This window comes from Horticoccus luteus (assembly GCF_019464535.1).
GTDB classification, from domain to species: Bacteria; Verrucomicrobiota; Verrucomicrobiia; order Opitutales; family Opitutaceae; genus Horticoccus; species Horticoccus luteus.
Map to the genome: position 1 here is coordinate 963314 of NZ_CP080507.1, position 16868 is coordinate 980181.

18 protein-coding genes are annotated in these 16868 nt (G+C 60.4%); 15 read left to right on the forward strand and 3 right to left on the reverse strand.

Annotated elements, in window-relative coordinates:
* Nucleotides 1–57: 57 nt before the first annotated feature.
* From secY to hisH, 15 genes are all read left to right on the forward strand, one after another.
* On the forward strand, nucleotides 58–1560 hold the full coding sequence (gene secY, locus K0B96_RS03785; RefSeq protein ID WP_220164005.1) for a preprotein translocase subunit SecY: 1503 nt from the start codon (nucleotides 58–60) through the stop codon (nucleotides 1558–1560).
* A gap of 231 nt (nucleotides 1561–1791) precedes the next feature.
* Complete coding sequence (locus tag K0B96_RS03790; protein WP_255558839.1) at nucleotides 1792–2016, forward strand: hypothetical protein; 225 nt, start codon at nucleotides 1792–1794, stop codon at nucleotides 2014–2016.
* Nucleotides 2013–2804: a type I methionyl aminopeptidase gene (gene map, locus K0B96_RS03795; protein ID WP_220164007.1), complete on the forward strand. Its 792-nt coding sequence runs from the start codon at nucleotides 2013–2015 to the stop codon at nucleotides 2802–2804. Before K0B96_RS03790 ends, map begins: the two co-directional genes overlap by 4 nt.
* A 46-nt stretch (nucleotides 2805–2850) precedes the next feature.
* Entirely contained in the window at nucleotides 2851–3231 is a 381-nt protein-coding gene (rpsM, locus tag K0B96_RS03800) for a 30S ribosomal protein S13 (RefSeq protein ID WP_220164009.1), read from the forward strand.
* 12 nt (nucleotides 3232–3243) lie between these two features.
* Nucleotides 3244–3867 (forward strand): 30S ribosomal protein S11, encoded by a 624-nt coding sequence (gene rpsK, locus K0B96_RS17615; RefSeq protein WP_345779915.1) that lies wholly within the window; start codon nucleotides 3244–3246, stop codon nucleotides 3865–3867.
* 51 nt (nucleotides 3868–3918) lie between these two features.
* Nucleotides 3919–4530, forward strand: a complete 612-nt coding sequence (gene rpsD / locus K0B96_RS03810) for a 30S ribosomal protein S4 (protein WP_220164011.1) — start codon at nucleotides 3919–3921, stop codon at nucleotides 4528–4530.
* Between the two features lie 47 nt (nucleotides 4531–4577).
* Nucleotides 4578–5579 (forward strand): DNA-directed RNA polymerase subunit alpha, encoded by a 1002-nt coding sequence (locus K0B96_RS03815; RefSeq protein ID WP_220164013.1) that lies wholly within the window; start codon nucleotides 4578–4580, stop codon nucleotides 5577–5579.
* Nucleotides 5580–5737: 158 nt separating this feature from the next.
* A complete protein-coding gene (gene rplQ, locus K0B96_RS03820; protein WP_220164015.1) occupies nucleotides 5738–6253 on the forward strand; it encodes a 50S ribosomal protein L17 in 516 nt (171 codons plus the stop codon).
* 116 nt (nucleotides 6254–6369) lie between these two features.
* Nucleotides 6370–6597, forward strand: a complete 228-nt coding sequence (locus K0B96_RS03825; protein ID WP_220164017.1) for a hydrogenase nickel incorporation protein HypA — start codon at nucleotides 6370–6372, stop codon at nucleotides 6595–6597.
* Nucleotides 6598–6691: 94 nt separating this feature from the next.
* Nucleotides 6692–8230 (forward strand): glutamine-hydrolyzing GMP synthase, encoded by a 1539-nt coding sequence (gene guaA, locus K0B96_RS03830; protein WP_220164019.1) that lies wholly within the window; start codon nucleotides 6692–6694, stop codon nucleotides 8228–8230.
* A 46-nt stretch (nucleotides 8231–8276) separates the two neighbouring features.
* Entirely contained in the window at nucleotides 8277–9023 is a 747-nt protein-coding gene (locus K0B96_RS03835; protein WP_220164020.1) for a hypothetical protein, read from the forward strand.
* Between the two features lie 55 nt (nucleotides 9024–9078).
* Complete coding sequence (hisD, locus tag K0B96_RS03840; protein ID WP_220164029.1) at nucleotides 9079–10377, forward strand: histidinol dehydrogenase; 1299 nt, start codon at nucleotides 9079–9081, stop codon at nucleotides 10375–10377.
* Between the two features lie 6 nt (nucleotides 10378–10383).
* Entirely contained in the window at nucleotides 10384–11478 is a 1095-nt protein-coding gene (hisC, locus tag K0B96_RS03845; protein ID WP_220164031.1) for a histidinol-phosphate transaminase, read from the forward strand.
* A complete protein-coding gene (gene hisB, locus K0B96_RS03850; protein WP_220164033.1) occupies nucleotides 11460–12056 on the forward strand; it encodes an imidazoleglycerol-phosphate dehydratase HisB in 597 nt (198 codons plus the stop codon). Before hisC ends, hisB begins: the two co-directional genes overlap by 19 nt.
* A gap of 62 nt (nucleotides 12057–12118) precedes the next feature.
* Nucleotides 12119–12754 carry an imidazole glycerol phosphate synthase subunit HisH gene (gene hisH, locus K0B96_RS03855; protein ID WP_220164035.1) on the forward strand — a complete coding sequence of 212 codons (636 nt, stop codon included), beginning with the start codon at nucleotides 12119–12121 and terminating at the stop codon, nucleotides 12752–12754.
* Here the strand turns inward: hisH and K0B96_RS03860 are convergent, their stop codons facing one another.
* From K0B96_RS03860 to K0B96_RS03870, 3 genes are all read right to left on the reverse strand, one after another.
* Nucleotides 12755–13810 (reverse strand): NAD-dependent epimerase/dehydratase family protein, encoded by a 1056-nt coding sequence (locus tag K0B96_RS03860; protein ID WP_220164037.1) that lies wholly within the window; start codon nucleotides 13808–13810, stop codon nucleotides 12755–12757.
* Between the two features lie 280 nt (nucleotides 13811–14090).
* Complete coding sequence (locus tag K0B96_RS03865; protein WP_220164039.1) at nucleotides 14091–14606, reverse strand: hypothetical protein; 516 nt, start codon at nucleotides 14604–14606, stop codon at nucleotides 14091–14093.
* A 621-nt stretch (nucleotides 14607–15227) separates the two neighbouring features.
* A complete protein-coding gene (locus tag K0B96_RS03870; protein WP_220164041.1) occupies nucleotides 15228–16850 on the reverse strand; it encodes a hypothetical protein in 1623 nt (540 codons plus the stop codon).
* Between the last annotated feature and the right edge of the window lie 18 nt (nucleotides 16851–16868).

Sequence of the window (16868 nt, forward strand, 5' to 3'; positions counted from 1 at the left end):
GCAGCGCGCTGCGCTGCTGGTCACTCGTTCCTCCACTCGCCACTCGCACTTCTTATCGTGTTCTCCGCTTTCACGAACTCCCTGAAAATCCCTGAGCTGCGCTCCCGGATTTTTTACACGTTTGCCCTCCTGTTTGTGGCTCGTGTCGGCGCGCATATCCCGTTGCCTGGCATCGACCCGCACCCGCTCGAAAACTTCTTCCGCGACCAGTCCGCGGGTGGGGCGGGCGCTTTGGTTGGCCTCTACAACATGTTCACCGGCGGCGCGCTGGTGAAGGGCGCCGTCTGCGCGCTCGGCATTATGCCGTATATCAGTGCGTCCATCATCTTTCAGTTGATGACCGCCGTGGTGCCGACGCTCAGCCGTTTGCAACAGGAAGGCGATGTCGGGCGTCAGAAGCTGACGCAATACATGCGCTATGCGACCGTGCTGATCTGCATCGTGCAGGGCGCTTTGTTGATTCTGGCTTTGGAGAATCCCGGCAAACTATTTCCCGGTTACGATATCAATACGTACGGCGCGATCGTTATGACGGGGCAGATCGGGTTTCTCATTACTTCCGTGCTCTATATGACGGCGGGCACATTGATGCTAATGTGGCTTGGCGAGCAGATCACGCAGCGCGGAATCGGAAACGGTGTTTCCCTCCTGATCACCGTGGGCATTTTGGCGGACATTCCGGGCGCAGCGGCGCAGACGTATCATTTGTTTGTGCGACCCATTGGCACCGGCCCCACGTTGGGAGCACCCCAAGCGGTGATCATGATCATCCTCTTTTTCTTGGTTATCATGGGCATCGTCATGGTCGTCCAAGGCCAGCGCAAAATTCCCGTGCAGTACGCCAAGCGCGTAGTGGGAAACAAGGTGATGGGTGGGCAAAGCTCATTTCTTCCTTTGAAGGTGAATTATTCGGGTGTCATGCCCGTCATCTTCGCGAGTGCAATTCTCCTCTTTCCGCAACAAATCCTTTCGCAGCTCGGCGCGGCGCTGAATATTAAATACCTCGGCGAATTTGCTGAGAATCTGCTGCGCGGTAACTGGGTCTATTACGTGCTGATGGGGACCTTGATCCTGTTTTTCAGCTATTTTTGGGTCTCTGTGATGTTCAAACCGATCCAGGTCGCCGATGATTTGAAGAAATACGGCGGCTATATCCCTGGCGTTCGCCCGGGGGAGCCGACGGCGCAGTTTCTCGATTTTATCATGACGCGCCTCACGTTGGCTGGCGCGATCTTCCTGACCATCATCGCGGTGATGCCCGACGTCTTGCTGTTCGAGCTGCATGTCCCGGCGCGTATCGCCTACTTTTTCGGCGGCACCGGCATGCTGATCACGGTGGGCGTCATCCTCGATACGATGCGGCAGATTGAAACCTACCTGCTGCAGCGCCACTACGATGGCTTTCTCCGTAAAGGTCGCGTGCGTGCTCGTAGTAGCAACGCTCTCGCCGTCTCCAGCGATGCGGTGAGCTCCGAAGCGCTGATGAAGCTCGGGATTCCGCTGATCGGCCTCTTTCTCATCGGCCTCGTCGCGTGGGCGATTCGCCATTGGGCATTTTAATGCTTTACTCCGGTCGTGAGGCATGACATCTCCGACCCTTTCGCGATTTCCAGCCTCACGGCGAAATCCAAGTTCCTTCTCCTCGGTTCACCAGATTGTCTGCCAGTCGAAATGATGAACCGGGTTCGTTCTTTGAATATTGAGCACGTCTCTCCCGCTGAATTGATGCGGCAGGAGATTTCACGCCGATCGCCCGCTGCGAAAGCAAACGGTGATGCCTCCCTGACGCTTATGCGCCGGTGGTTCTGGGCGCGCAAACCTGATGCGGGTTTTGTCCTAACCGACTTCCCGGCTACGCTGCTCCAAGCCAAAGTTTTCGATGAATGGCTCGATACGCGCAATGAAGCGCTCGATGCCGTGTGGGTGTGTCCCGGATTGAATCTGGCGACGGCGCTCGTCGACTACTACCGCGATCTCGGCGTCCTTCGCGACGCCGGCACTTCCTTCGCCGCATGACGATTCCGATCAAAGATGACCGGGCCATCGCCCGGATGCGGGAGTCGTGTCGAATCGCGGCCAACGTTCTTCACGAGTTGAAAGCGCTGGTTCGGCCTGGCATCAGCACGCAGGATTTGGAGGAAGCCGGTCGGTTGGCGATCAACCGCTGCGGAGCTCGGAGCGCCTGTTACGGCTACCAGCTCGGTTCGCGGCGTTATCCGGCCCACACCTGCATTTCGGTGAACGAAGAAGTTGTTCACGGAATTCCGTCCCTGCGTCGCATTCTTCACGACGGCGACATCGTTTCGATCGATATCGTCGTGAGTTATGAAGGCTACATTGGCGACAATGCCGGCACCGTTGCCGTCGGTCTCGTGGATCCCGCAGTCGGCGATCTTTTGCGCGTCACCCAAGAAGCCCTGCAGCTGGGTATCGCACAGGCGGTGATCGGTAATCGCATCGGCGATATTTCCTTCGCTGTTCAGCAGTTCGTGGAACGCCACGGTTTCAGCGTTGTTCGCGACATGGTCGGCCACGGGGTTGGAGTGTCGATGCATGAGCCGCCGGAGGTCCCGAATTTCGGGCGACGCGGCACCGGCGATAAGATCCGCGCCGGCATGACGTTGGCGATTGAGCCCATGGTAAATCTCGGCTCCTATCGGACGAAAACGCTCGGCGACGGGTGGACTGTCGTCACGGCCGATGCATCGCCCTCGGCTCATTTCGAACACACGGTGCTCACGACCGAACACGGACCAGAAATCCTTACACTTCCCACTTTGCTCCCGGCGCCTTCAGCGACCTGAGCGTCCTATTTTCACTTTTTAACTTACAACTCTTAACCTAACCACCATGCCACGTCTCCTCGGTGTCGATATTCCCGCGAAAAAGAAAGTCGCGTATTCCCTCCGTTACATCAACGGCATCGGGCCTGCCCGTGCCGATTTCCTCGTTGAAGAGGTCGGGCTGAACCCCGACATGCGCGCGCAGGATCTGACGGAGGAGCAGCTCAACAAGATCCTCCAGGTGATCACCGAGCACAAATGGGTGCTCGAAGGCGATCTCCGACGTGAACTGGCGGCTAATTTGAAGCGCCTTCAGGCGATCAATTGCTATCGCGGTATCCGTCACCGTCGCAGCTTGCCCGTCCGCGGTCAGCGGACCAGCACCAACGCCCGCACCCGTAAAGGGCCGCGCAAGACCGTTGGTGTCACGAAGGCGAAAGAAGCATAATCCTTTAATCCCATGGCCGAAGAAAAGTCCGTTCCTAAGAAAGAAAAGGCGCCGAAGAAAATCGACGCTCCCGCTGCGGTCGGCGCTGAAACCGCCGCGCCCGCGGAAAAGCCGGCTCGCGCGCCCAAGGCACCCAAGCCCGCTGCCGATGGCACCGAAGCTCCGGCGGCCCCCGTCGAGCAAAAGCCCGTTGAACTTATCGGCGGCGTCGCCAAGCAGCCGACCGCTGAGGATCTTCTCAAGGAGGAGCTGGGCGCGATCAAGATTCGCAAGGCCAAGGGTTCGAAGAATGTTTCGTCCGGGGTCGTCAACGTCCTCGCTTCCTTCAACAACACGATCGTTTCGATCACTGACCCCAAGGGACAGGTGATCGCGTGGTCGAGTGCCGGTAAGTGCAACTTCCGGGGCTCCCGCAAATCGACCGCCTACGCTGCCCAAGTCGTCGCTCAAGACGCCGCGCGCAATGCCATGGCTCACGGTTTGAAGGACGTCGTGATTCGCGTATCAGGCCCTGGTTTGGGCCGCGACAGTGCCGTGCGTGCGCTGCAAGCGATCGGCCTCGAGATCACCTCGATTGTCGACGTCACTCCGATTCCCCACAACGGCTGCCGTCCGCGCAAACGCCGCCGCGTCTAAGTCAGCCGGCATCCTCGTCTCTCGTCTCCGTCACCCGATATCTTTACTACAATGGCTCGTTATACCGGTCCAACCACCCGCATCAGCCGTCGCTTTGGCCAGCATCTTCTCGGCTCTGCCAAGGCGCTGGAGCGCCGCAACTATCCCCCGGGTCAGCACGGCCCGAAATCCCGCCGCAAGTTTTCCGAATATGCCGTTGGGCTCAACGAAAAGCAGAAGCTGCGTTATCTCTACGGCCTGCTGGAGCGCCAGTTTCGTCGCGTGTTCGAGATCGCGAAGAACGAACGTGGTGTCACCGGCGAGCGCTTCATGCAGCTGCTGGAGACGCGCCTCGACAGCGTCGTTTATCTCTTGGGCTTTGCGAAAAGCCGTGCCGCCGCCCGTCAGTTCGTCAATCACGGCCACGTTCGCGTGAACGGCCATAAGGTCGACATCGCCAGCTACAGCGTCTTGCCGGGGGATGAGATCGAGATCAAAAACTCGCCCGCTTCCCGCCAATACGCGACGCGCAATCTCGAGGAGAATCGCATTCGCACCGTTCCCGGCTGGCTGACGCTTAACGCCGAGGCGTTCAAGGCGGTCATGCAACGCCTACCCAATCGCGACGAGATGGATCAGACTATCAACGAACAGTTGATCGTCGAATTCTACTCCCGCTTCTGATTCCATCCCAGCCTCACAATCTTTCGCGACTTCCGCTCCTTCCTGCCATGCCCAAACGTCTCGGAAAGTTCGAACTTCCCTCCAAGCTCACCAAAGTCGAGGAGGGCGCCACGCCGACCTACGCCAAGTTCATGGCCGAGCCTTTCGAGGCCGGCTATGGCCATACCGTGGGTAACTCGCTGCGCCGCGTGCTCCTCAGCTCGATCGAGGGTGCTGCTGTTTCCTCGATTCGGATCGATGGCGTGAGCCACGAATTCCAAAGCATCGATGGCGTCGTCGAAGATGTCACCGATATCGTGCTGAACTTGAAGAAGGTGCTCATCGTTTCGCACAAGCGTGAACCGATTACGCTCCAGATCAGCGTCAACAAAAGCGGCGCGGTCACTGCGGCCGACATCCAGGCCGATGCCAATATTCAGATCGTCAATCCCGATCAGGTGATCTGCACCCTCGATAGCAAACGTGCGTTCGACGCCGAGATCGAGATCAAGACCGGTCGCGGGTATTATCCAGGCGAGGCTAACAAGAAGGAAGACCAGGCGATCGGCGTGATTCCCATCGACTCACTCTTCTCTCCGGTGCGCCTCGTGAAGTATTCAGTTGAAGCGACCCGCGTCGGACAGATCACCGATTACGACAAACTCATCCTGGAAGTGTGGACCGACGGTCGTATCACGCCGGACGATGCGCTGAAGCAATCGGCCTCGATTCTGAAGCACCATCTCGACGTGTTTGATCGCGTCAGCGAAGAAGCCTACGAGTTCGAAAACCAACAGTCCGAGGTGAGCGAGGAGCAGAATAAGCTCCGCAAACTTCTCAACATGTCGGTCAACGAAATCGAGCTCTCCGTCCGCGCGGCGAATTGCTTGAATAACGCGAACATCACCACGGTCGGCGAGCTCGCGATGAAGACCGAGCAAGAGATGCTCAAGTATCGCAACTTCGGCAAAAAGTCCCTCAACGAAATCAAGGAGAAGCTCGAAGCCCTCGGTCTTTCTCTCGGGATGAAGTTCGACGAGCGGCTGCTTGATACCCGGAAAGATCTCTGAACGACCTCCGACGTGCTCCGGGCCGAAGTGAGTTTCCCGCCCTTCGGCCTGAGCCGCGTCGACCGTTGACTTTACGCTTAATCGACTCTCGCGCCGTCCGCTGCCGCCCTACGCTGCGACCGGATTGCCGATCGGGAGTCACCTAGAACAGCACTACCATGCGTCACAATAAACACCATGCCTCCCTCGGCGTGACTCGCGAACACCGCGCAGCCATGCTGTCCAACCTTGCCGCCGCGCTCATCACGCACGGTCGCATCCAAACGACCCTCACGAAGGCCAAAGCGCTCCGCCCCTTCATCGAAAAGGTTATCACCAAAGCCAAAAAGGCGGCGGCGAAAACCGACAAGAAGGATGCGCTCCATCTGCGCCGCCTCGCGCTGGCCGATGTGCGCGACGAAAACGCCATCACGCTCCTTTTTAACGAGAAGCATAAGGAGTTCACGAATCGCAACGGCGGTTACACCCGGATCTATAAGCTCGGTCCGCAGCGTATTTCCGACGCCGCTGAAATCGCGCTGATCGAGTTCGTCAAGGGTGAGGATACCGGCTACAAAAAGTCTCGCTCCCGCAAGGCGGCGAAACCGGCGGCCGATCGTCCGGCCAAGGATCAGCCCGCGGCCGTAGAGGCCCCCGCGTCAGCGGAATCGTCCACCCCGGAAGCGAAAAGCTAAACCCGGGAGTTGGTCTCAAACGCGCCGAAGTCACCTTCGGCGCGTTTTGCTTTTAGTCGGTTCGTTCGTTGGATTCCCAATTGCTGTCCCGCCGGAGCCGGTGGCGGCATACTCCTATGTTCGATTTTTCCACCGCCGTAATCGTCTATTGCGTGCTCGTCGCCGTCGTCTTCCTCGGTTTGTGGTTCTACTACGATCGCCGGGACCACGCCCGATTCGAAGGCGCCCGGCGCAAGACCACGTTTCACTGCATCCGTTGCGATCAGCTCTACCCGGCACCGGCCGGCACCGAATTGGCCAGATGTCCGCAGTGTGGACACGAAAACTCCCGGCTGCGGTTTTGAGCGGTGTGGTCGGCCGCTCGGGCGGCACGTTCGCAACGAGTAAGAATCGCGCTTGCGGCGCCGCCACCGTTTCCCTGTTTTCTAACTTTCTCTCATGCCACAAGTCATCGCCGTTTTAGACTTCGGGTCGCAGCTCACACAGGTGATCGCGCGGCGTATCCGCGAGTGCCAAGTCTATTCCAAGATTTACCACTATTCGACTCCAGCGGCCCAGTTGAAGGCGGAAGGCGTGATCGGGCTGATCTTTTCCGGCGGACCCCAAAGCGTCTATGCGAAGGGTGCGCCGCACCCGGATCCGGCCGTATTCGAACTCGGCGTGCCGATCCTCGGAATTTGCTATGGCGTCCAGCTGATGGGACACTTTCTCGGCGGCGAGGTGGAAAAGAGCAAGGCGCGCGAGTATGGCCATGGCGAACTCACCGTGCGAAAGCCGGGCAAGCTTTTTGCCGGCCTGCCGCGCAAGCTCCGCATCTGGAACTCTCACGGCGATAAGCTCACCCGCCTCCCGCCGGGTTTTGTTGCAACCGCGACATCGGATAACTCGCCCTTCTCAGGGATCGAGGATGCCAAGCGTCGTTATTACGGCATTCAATTTCACCCGGAGGTGTTTCACACCGAGCGGGGCGTGGACATCATTCGCAACTTTCTCGTGGGTGTTTGCGGCGCGCAGCAAGATTGGACGACGCGCGATTTTATCGATCATGCGGTGGACGAGATTCGCACGAAAGTCGGCTCGTCACGAGTGATCCTCGGCCTGTCGGGCGGAGTCGATTCCTCGGTGGCGGCGGCGCTGCTGCACAAGGCGATTGGGCGGCAGCTGACCTGTGTCTTCGTGGACAATGGCCTGTTGCGCAAAGGCGAACGAGAGCAGGTGGAATCCCTTTACCAGCGTAATTTCCGCGTCGACGTCCGCGTGGTGGACGCCTCGCGCACTTTCCTCCGCCGGCTCAAGGGCATCACCGAGCCCGAGCAGAAGCGGAAAATCATTGGCCGCACGTTTGTCGAAGTGTTTGAGAAATCGCTGAAGGCGGTCGGCCATGCGGATTTCCTCGGACAGGGCACGCTTTATCCTGATGTGATCGAGAGCGTCTCAATCGGAAATAATCCCGCATCGTTGATCAAAACGCATCACAACGTCGGCGGCTTGCCCGCGCGGATGAAGCTTAAACTTATCGAGCCGTTGCGCGAATTATTTAAGGATGAGGTTCGCGCCGTGGGCGCTGCGCTCGGCCTGCCGCGCGAGGTGGTCTGGCGGCAACCGTTCCCCGGGCCGGGGCTCGGCGTCCGCGTGATGGGTGATATCACCGGCGCGAAGCTCGACATCCTTCGCAATGCGGATGCCATCCTGCAGGAGGAAATGATGTCGTCGGGCTACTACTACAAGGTGTGGCAATCGTTCTGCGTCTTTCTGCCCGTGCAGACAGTCGGGGTGTTCGGCGATGAGCGCACCTACGACTACGTGATCGCGCTTCGCATTGTGGAGAGCACGGATGCGATGACGGCAGATTGGGCGAAACTGCCGCACGATTTGATCCAGAAGATTTCCAGCCGGATCACCAACGAAGTGCGTGGCGTGGGGCGGGTGGTGCTCGATGTGAGTTCCAAACCGCCGGCCACGATCGAGTGGGAATGAGAAGCACGCTTCCCTCCCGTCCGGAACTTGTCTATTGCTCTCCTCCATGAACCGTCTTTTGCGCCTCACGATTGCTGCTGCCTCGATGCTGGTCGTCACCGTTGTCGCGCAGGCGGAACTGCCCATCATCGCCAAAGCGCGCGCTTATTTGGGTAACGAAAAGACCATCGATGCGCTCACCTCTGTGCACTTCGCCGGCAAACTCAACGCCGACGATAGCGGCGCAACGGGCCCGGTGCAGATCGACATCATTTTCCAAAAACCGGACCAGCAGCGCATCGAAGCGAAGTCAAACAAGGGCACGGAAGTCACAGGACTTAACGGCTACGAAGCGTGGCACCGGGTGCAGGATGCCAAGGACAAAGCCGGCTGGCAGCTCACCCTCCTCGGCAAGGACCAAGTTAAACGCCTGCGCGCGAACACGTGGGAGAACCTGGCGTTTTTTCGCGGAATCGAGCGCATCGGTGGTCAGCTCAAGGACGAGGGCACGGCCGTCGTGGACGGCGTGACGACGCGCAAGATCGCGTTCATCCACGATCCCGACATTGTCTTCTATCGCTATTTCGACCCTGCGACCGGTCGGTTGGTGCGGACGGAGACCGAAGCGGGCGGCAGCATTCGTGAAGAGGGCGAAGTGATCGTCGATGGGATTCGCTTCCCGCAAAAGCTGATCACGGTCAGTAAGAATGCGGATGGAAAAGAAATCACGGTCTCGATCACGTTCGAGAAAATCACGGTCAACGAGAACTTCCCGGACTCGCTGTTTGCCGTCCCTGATTTGATTCCCAACTGAAGGGCTTTGCCGTCGGAGGCCGCGCGCGCGGCCTGACGCTCTTCGCTGATTTTTGATGCGCTCGATCGATTACTCGAAACCCGGCGCGGCGGGCCAGCTCGCCGACTTTTGCCGCAGTGCCTTGGTGCCTCGCGAAATTTCCGCGGCCGTCGCTGAAATCCTCGCGGACGTGCAGGTGCGCGGTGATGTCGCCGTCAGCCACTACGCCGCGAAATTCGATGGTGCCTCGCTCGCGCCTGAAGCCTTTCGCGTCGCCCCGACCGAACTCCGTGCCGCGGCGAAACAGATATCGGCTGGTGATCGTCGCGCGCTTAAGGCCGCCCATGCGAACATCGTTGCCTTCAACCGGCGCGGCTTGCCCGCCGACTGGTCGGGGCGCAACCGCCAGGGCGCCCGCGTCGGCGAAAAGTTCGATCCGATCCGTCGCGTCGGCCTTTACGTGCCGGGTGGGGAGGTGCCGCTGGTGTCGACCGTTTTGATGACGGCCACGCTGGCGAAAATCGCTGGTTGTCCGGAGATCGTCGTCTGCACGCCGTCCAATCGCGCCGGCGAGGTTGCGCCCGGATTGCTTGCGGCCTTGGAGCTCGTCGGTGTCGACGAAGTCTATCGCATCGGCGGCGTGCAGGCGATCGGCGCGATGGCGTATGGCACGGCGACGATCCCTGCCGTCGATAAAGTATTTGGGCCGGGCAACGCCTACGTGTGCGAGGCAAAGCGGCAGGTTTTCGGCCTCGTGGGAGTCGATTCGCTGCCGGGACCGAGCGAAGTGATGATCATTGCCGATGAGACGGCGCGGGCCGATTACGCGGCGGCGGATTTGCTGGCGCAGGCGGAGCATGGCTCCGGCCGCGAGAAAATCTACTTCGTCAGCAATTCGACGCGTCAAATCGCGCGGGTTGAACACGAGGTTGCGCAGCAACTTGGCTCATTGACGCGGTCGGAAAAAACGGCGCGCGTGCTCGAGCACGGTTTTTTAGCCATCAAGGTGCGCACCTTTGCGCAGGCGGTGGAGGTGGCGAATTACGTGGCACCGGAGCATCTCGAGTTGCTCGTGGCGCCGGCGGAGGCAACGCGGTTGATCGGTGCGATCACGACGGCGGGCGCGATCATGGTGGGCAACGAAACGCCCACCGCACTCGGCGATTTCACGGCTGGGCCGAGTCACGTGCTGCCGACCGCGCGGGCGGGGCGTTTTTTCAGCGGATTGCGTGTCGCGGACTTCATGCGCCGCACGAGTGTGGTGCGTTACGATCGGACAAGCATTCGCGCGGGCGAACGCGTCGTGGCGGCGTTCGCTGCGATGGAGCGCTTGGATGCGCACGGCCGTTCGGCGCGCATTCGAGTGGAGAAGTGAATTGCCATGAGCCTCTCCGATCTTGCTCAGCCGCATGTCGCGCGGCTTCACGCCTACACTCCCGGTCTGCAGCCCACCGGCCAAGGCTGGGTCAAACTCAACACTAACGAGTGTCCGTATCCGCCCAGTCCGCGTGTGGCCGAAGCGATTCGCCGCGAGCTCGGAGACGACGGGGCCAGCCTGCGCCTTTATCCCAATCCGAAAAGCAGTCTGCTGCGCGCGGCGCTGGCTCGTCATCATGGCGTGCGCGAAGAAAACGTGATCGTCGGCAACGGCTCCGACGACGTGCTCAATCTGCTTGTGCGCGCGTTCTGTGCGCCCGGCGCCGAGGTGGGTTTCACGTTGCCGAGCTATTCGCTCTATCCGGTGCTCGTGGAGGTGCAGGACGGTCGTTGCGCGATCGTCGAGTTTGATCGCTCGATGGAGTTGCCGTGGCCGCGCATTCGCGCCTCCGCAGCGAAGGCGTTTTTCCTTACGTCGCCCAATGCGCCGACGGGCGTCGGCTTTTCGCCAGCGGCGATCGAGCGCCTGCTCGGCGAGTTCGGCGGGCTCGTGGTCGTAGACGAGGCCTACGCGCCCTTCGCGCGGGAGAACGCAGTGGCGCTGCTGGCCCGGCATCCGCGCCTGGTCATTGTGCGCACGTTTTCCAAGGCTTATGCGCTCGCCGGCGCGCGCGTGGGTTACGCGCTTGGTGACGCTGAACTGATCGGGCTGCTTGATCGCGTGCGCGACAGCTACAACGTGAGCCGTCTGGCGCAGGCTGCGGCGCTCGCGGCGCTGGAGGACGACGACTACTTCCGCGCCACCATCGCGCGAGTCGTCGCCACGCGCGATCAATCCGCCGCGGCGTTCGCCGCGCGGGGATGGTTTGGCTATCACTCGCAGGCGAATTTTCTCTTCGTTGAACCGCGCACCGCGCGAGGAGAGACGGGACCTGCGGTGGCGAAGTCGCTCTACGATTTCCTTTTCTCGCACCAAGTGCTCGTGCGCTACTTTCCCAGCCACGCCTTGACCGCTTCTTTCCTGCGCATCAGCGTCGGCACGGACGCGGAGATGCGCGTTCTCAACCAAACCATCGACGCATGGCTTCAAACCGCCTAGCCCAACTTACTCGCAAAACTGCCGAGACCGATATCGCCCTCACGCTGGCGATCGACGGCCGTGGCGTGGCCCATGTGGACACGGGAATCCCGTTTCTCGACCATATGCTGACGCTCTTTGCGAAGCACGGGCTATTCGACTTGGATGTGAAGGCGACGGGTGACGTGGCGGTTGATTATCACCACACGGTCGAGGACGTGGGTTTGGTGCTCGGCGATGCATTCAAGCAGGCGCTGGGGGACAAACTGGGCATTCGCCGCTACGGATTTTTCCTGCTGCCCATGGACGAGTCGTTGGCCCGCGTCGTGGTCGACCTCGGCGGCCGCCCGCACTTGGTTTATAACGTGAGTGCGCCGACGATGTTTGTGCGCGATTTCAACATCGTGCTCGTGAAGGAATTTTGCCGCGCGTTTAGCAATACCTTGGGCGCGAACTTGCACGTTGAGCTGGTTTACGGTGAGGAACCGCATCACGTGGCGGAGGCGATTTTCAAGGGTCTGGCGCGGGCGTTGGATGCCGCGACGCAGATCGATCCGCGCGCGGCCGATTTGCTGCCGAGCACAAAGGGGAAACTGTAGACCCTGCGAGTCGCAGCGCGCTGTGCCTTCCCTGGCCGGCGCAGGCGCTTCGGCGTATTTTCATGACTGCTCCCACCATCGCCGTCATCGACAACGGCATTTGCAACCTCCGCAGCGTGACGAAGGCGCTGGAGAGCGTCGGCGCACTGGCGCGCGTCGTGCGCACCCCGGATGAATTGAGCGGGACGAATGCGCGCGGGCTCGTGTTGCCCGGCGTCGGTGCGTTGCGCGACTGCGTCGCGGCGCTGCGGGCGTCTGGTCTCGATGAGGAGGTGCGCCGGTGGATTGCGGCGGACCGGCCGTTTCTGGGCGTTTGTCTGGGAATGCAGGCGCTGTTCGAGCGATCGGAGGAAGGCGGTGTCGAAGGGCTGGGAATTTTTCGTGGAAACGTTGTGCGCTTCCGGCGGCCGGCCGAATTCAAGATTCCCCACATGGGCTGGAATTCGGTGAACTTCGTCCAACCGGCTTCACCGCTGGCGGCGGGGCTCGCGACAGAAGGCGAGGCGTTTTATTTCGTGCACAGTTTTCACTGCGTGCCGGTCGATCCTGCGGTCGTCCTCGCCGAGTGCGATTACGGTGGCACGTTTACGGCGGCGATCGGTCGCGGCCGGTGTTTCGCGACGCAATTTCACCCGGAAAAAAGCCAGGCGAAGGGACTCCAGATCTATCGCAATTTCGCCACCGTGGCGGCGACGTGATCAGGCGCTTCGCCGCTGCCAGGCGGCGACAATCTGGCGAATGGTTTCCTCGAGCGATTGGGTGAGATCCCACGCGGGAAAGTGCGCCCGCATTTTCCGCAGATCTGAGTAATAGCAGATGTGATCGCCGGCGCGGTTTTGGTCCACGTAGGTGGAGATTTGCGGGCGTCCGGTGAGCTTTTCGACCAGTTGAAACGCTTCGAGGATCGAGCACGAGTTGGCCTTGCCGCCGCCGAGGTTGTAAACTTCCCCGGCGCGCGGAGCTTCGGCGAAGGCGTGCATGAACCGGGCGACATCGAGCGAGTGGATGTTGTCGCGCACCTGCTTGCCTTTGTAGCCGAACACGCGGTATTCGCGGCCCTCGAGGTTGCATTTTACGAGATACGAGAGGAACCCGTGGAGCTCGACGCCCGTGTGGTTGGGGCCGGTCAGGCAGCCGCCGCGCAGGCAGCACGTGGGCATCTGAAAGTAACGGCCATATTCCTGCACCATTACGTCCGCGGCGACTTTGGAGGCGCCGAAGAGGGAGTGTTTCGATTGGTCGATGGTAAACGTCTCGGGAATGCCATTCGCGTAGCTCGGGTCCGCGTAGTCCCAGCGCGTGGCGAGTTCGCTGAGCGCAATGGAATTCGGGGCGTCGCCATAAACCTTGTTCGTGCTCATGTGCACGAAAGGCGACTCAGGGCATGCGTGTCGCGCCGCCTCGAGGAGGTTCAGCGTGCCGACGGCGTTAGTATCGAAATCGTCGAAGGGAATGGCGGCGGCGCGGTCGTGAGAGGGTTGGGCGGCGGTGTGCACGATGACGCTCGGTCGCACGGCTTTGATGAGAGCCGCGACGCCGGCGCGATCACGGATGTCGAGTTCGTGGTGGGTGAAACCAGGCAACTCCCGCGCGAGTCGCTGTTGGTTCCAACGGGTATCACCTTGCGGCCCGAAAAATACGGCGCGCTGGTTATTGTCGACGCCATGGATCGCGTAGCCGTGCCGGGCGAAATAGACGCAAACCTCGGAGCCGATGAGTCCGGAGGAACCGGTGACCAGAAGGGTTTTGGGCATGCGGGCAGAAATGGAGCATTTCCCACGCACCGCGGCAAGGGGATGACGCCTAGCGCAGCTGAAGCAGCGGGTTTTGTTGATTGCCTGGGTGGACCGCCGCTGTTGCAACGGTGCTCTGGGCGGAGCATCGGAGCGGCGGCGCTGCACTTTAGCGCGGCGGTGGCGCTCCGGGGTAGGTGAAGGTCATGCCCTCCGGATTGATGGGAACCACGACGCTTTGGCCTTGGCGGATGCGAGCGGCCCACGAGGGCTAATCGTAGTTTTTATACGGCAGAAAGCGTCAATGCGAGAGACACGCCACCAACGCCAGAACCGTCGCGCTGCGCGCCAACCTTCGGGTCCACGAAGCGTGGTCCCATTCCAAAATCAGCAACCAGAGGATCAGGACCTTGGGGACAAAAAAGTAGCGGTCGCCATTCATGGGGGAGTTGAAAACGGCGAGCATTCCGTGGAATCGAAAAATGCCAGCCGCAAAGACGGCGCCGGCCGCGGACCACAGCATGAGGCGCACGCAGCGGCCGGGCTTTCTGGTATAACCGCTGACGAAAAGTCCGACGGTCGCGGCGAGGCCAATCGCTATGGCGGCGAAATTCGGGAACTGCTGGGCCAACCCAGACGGCGTCAACAGAAGCAACCAGCCGCGGAAGCCCCAAATACGCAGGATCTCCGAACCGCTATCGAATGGCAGCTCGGTTGGAGGAGCCGCGGCGTGGCGAATGGTATAGAGTTGCACCGCGGCCGTGGCGACGACGACAGCAGCAACAGGAGCAGCACAAGTCCGAACGCGGACAGCCATTGCACATTGGTGAGGTTCTGAAACACCTCGCCGGTGTGCGGCGCAAGGACGAGGGCCAAGGCCAAGGCAGGGCGGAACGCTATATCAAGGCGCGGCGAGAAGAGCGCGAGTGTTAACCCCCAAACGGTCGCCACGCTGCACCAAACATAGATGGCTGGTGCCCAGAGGGGGTCGAAAAACGATGCGAGCGCAGCCACTAATCGCAGCCCGAAAAGATGATAGCCGGCGTAAGGCAAGAGCAACGAGTGCGCGCCGAGGACATCGGCCTGAACGAAAAAACCTGTCCATCTTCCGCCCAAAATTGGGGGTGTAAGAAGGCTTCTGGACGCCGCAAAACCAAGATGCCGAGCACGGCAACCAACGTGACGACAAGTTGCATCCGGCGTGAACCAGCTAGCTTTGAGCGAGCACTAACGATGAGAGGATCGCTGAACAGATATTTCGGAAACGACATGCAAACCGGAGGCGTCGAACCCAATTTTTAGCAGCGCGCGGCGCGAACCAAAAACGTCTCGCCGCGGCAAAGAAATTGGAGTCGTCGCGAGCGACACAGCGGAAACTGGCGACGCGATGCGTTTCCCGTGGGGCGGGCGGTCCGCGCGCAGCAATCGAAAATCAGCATCATGCTCCTAAAGCTTCATGCTTCCTGTCCAATTGACGCGCCACCTTGACCGCTGCGGCGAGTAGGAGAATGCCGATGCCCATGACGACGAATTCTCCTGGGTTGAGTTTGGCGGATCCGGTGTACGGCAGCCACGTGGCGCTGAAATATACAAAATGCCAACCCAGAACAATTGCGCTCAGCCAGAAAGGAATTTCCAGCAGAATGACCACGGCAAGAGTGCAGCCTACGAGCATCACGGCGTAAGACCCTTGGTGCAGAAGCGTGGACCCCGGTTCGAACATGAGCAGGATCCACAGCGCAAGGGTGAGAAGGGTCCAGCCCACCAGGGTCCACCGGAGCGAAAGATTGGGACGAGTGGTTCCATTGCGCGCCGACCGAGCCGCCGGCCACAGAAACCAAGCGAGGTTCAATAGGCCCATGGCGCGGAATAAATAGAAGAATTCGTGGATGCGGCGGGGTTTGATAGGGGTGGTGAAAATGTTGAATATTTCGGTGAACGAACCCCCGAAAAGAACTGCGAGATTATAGCGCTTGCCGGCGAGCCAAGTATCGAAGCTCAGGGCCGAATAAGCGGCCCGCAGCGTCTCGACCACTCCCCGATCGTCGATCGCGGTTACGCCGGCCAGATGCCACTTAAGCAGGTGGTTGCCTGGTGGATCATAGAAACGTTGAAACAGGACCCACGGAATGACGAGCAACAGGCCAGTGATCGCTCCGGCCGGAATTCGCCTCCACCCGGGGCATAGCTTTGCGATCCAAAAGGGCGCGAGGGCGATAAGTGAAAAGGCGACTCCTCCATGGGCGAGCCACGCGAGGCCGGCACACGCTCCCGCGAGAATCATGACCCGCCGTTCGTGGTGCGGAGACCGTTCAAGGATGAGTAACGCGAATAAAACGACGTAGGCGGCGGCTAACAATTTCGGCCACACGTAGACGCTATTGAGCAAAAAGAATCCCACGCTGCCGACCACCAGGAGGGCAACGGTGCGCCGGGTGCGATTGAGGCCCAGCGCACGGGCGAGCAACCACGCAGCAGGCACCCACAGCAGTTGCGCCTGAGTGCCGAGGCATTCGTAGCCCAACTGCCGGGGCACGTGAAAAAGTTGCAGCCAAGGCAGGACCGACAGGTAGAGGCCTGCCTGCAGCGGAGGGCGATCACTACTGAGCCAGTCCACGATAAATGGGCGGAGCGGCTCCTTGAAAAATAGCCGGTCGCCGAAGATTTGAGGAATGACCGAATCGATCGGCAGATCGTGCACGAACCGATACGCGGCCTGGTCAGCGTAAGCGTGACCAAGTTTTGGCAGATAAAGCACGCCGAGGTAAAACAGTCCCAGCCCAACGGCGATCAAAGCCGGGAGGCCCAGGCCGCCGAGTCTTACGTGTTCTCGACTTTTTCGCCCGAGGCGGACGACTGCGATCCAGGAAGTGAGCGGGACTGCGAAACTGAAAAGTTGGCCGAGAACCGGATGAACGAAAAACGCCCAGAAGGTGAGGTAGCCCACCAAACCGACGACGACGATTGGCACGACGATCAGAACGCGCTCATCGGCATCGCTCCGCGTGCGAAACCAAAAATGCGCGGCGACCGCCGGGGCTCCCACGATCGCCGCCGTCACGAGAAACGTGGCGAGAAG

Bases quoted from the DNA above. Each gene is read 5' to 3' on its own strand.
- hisC (WP_220164031.1), top strand. From the start codon at position 10,384: ATGAGCCTCTCCGATCTTGCTCAGCCGCATGTCGCGCGGCTTCACGCC.
- K0B96_RS03790 (WP_255558839.1), top strand. From the start codon at position 1,792: ATGCGCCGGTGGTTCTGGGCGCGCAAACCTGATGCGGGTTTTGTCCTA.
- rpsD (WP_220164011.1), top strand. From the start codon at position 3,919: ATGGCTCGTTATACCGGTCCAACCACCCGCATCAGCCGTCGCTTTGGC.
- hisD (WP_220164029.1), top strand. From the start codon at position 9,079: ATGCGCTCGATCGATTACTCGAAACCCGGCGCGGCGGGCCAGCTCGCC.
- K0B96_RS03825 (WP_220164017.1), top strand. From the start codon at position 6,370: ATGTTCGATTTTTCCACCGCCGTAATCGTCTATTGCGTGCTCGTCGCC.
- K0B96_RS03865 (WP_220164039.1), bottom strand. From the start codon at position 14,606: ATGGCTGTCCGCGTTCGGACTTGTGCTGCTCCTGTTGCTGCTGTCGTC.
- guaA (WP_220164019.1), top strand. From the start codon at position 6,692: ATGCCACAAGTCATCGCCGTTTTAGACTTCGGGTCGCAGCTCACACAG.
- rpsM (WP_220164009.1), top strand. From the start codon at position 2,851: ATGCCACGTCTCCTCGGTGTCGATATTCCCGCGAAAAAGAAAGTCGCG.
- K0B96_RS03815 (WP_220164013.1), top strand. From the start codon at position 4,578: ATGCCCAAACGTCTCGGAAAGTTCGAACTTCCCTCCAAGCTCACCAAA.
- hisB (WP_220164033.1), top strand. From the start codon at position 11,460: ATGGCTTCAAACCGCCTAGCCCAACTTACTCGCAAAACTGCCGAGACC.
- K0B96_RS03835 (WP_220164020.1), top strand. From the start codon at position 8,277: ATGAACCGTCTTTTGCGCCTCACGATTGCTGCTGCCTCGATGCTGGTC.
- rplQ (WP_220164015.1), top strand. From the start codon at position 5,738: ATGCGTCACAATAAACACCATGCCTCCCTCGGCGTGACTCGCGAACAC.
- rpsK (WP_345779915.1), top strand. From the start codon at position 3,244: ATGGCCGAAGAAAAGTCCGTTCCTAAGAAAGAAAAGGCGCCGAAGAAA.
- map (WP_220164007.1), top strand. From the start codon at position 2,013: ATGACGATTCCGATCAAAGATGACCGGGCCATCGCCCGGATGCGGGAG.
- K0B96_RS03860 (WP_220164037.1), bottom strand. From the start codon at position 13,810: ATGCCCAAAACCCTTCTGGTCACCGGTTCCTCCGGACTCATCGGCTCC.
- hisH (WP_220164035.1), top strand. From the start codon at position 12,119: ATGACTGCTCCCACCATCGCCGTCATCGACAACGGCATTTGCAACCTC.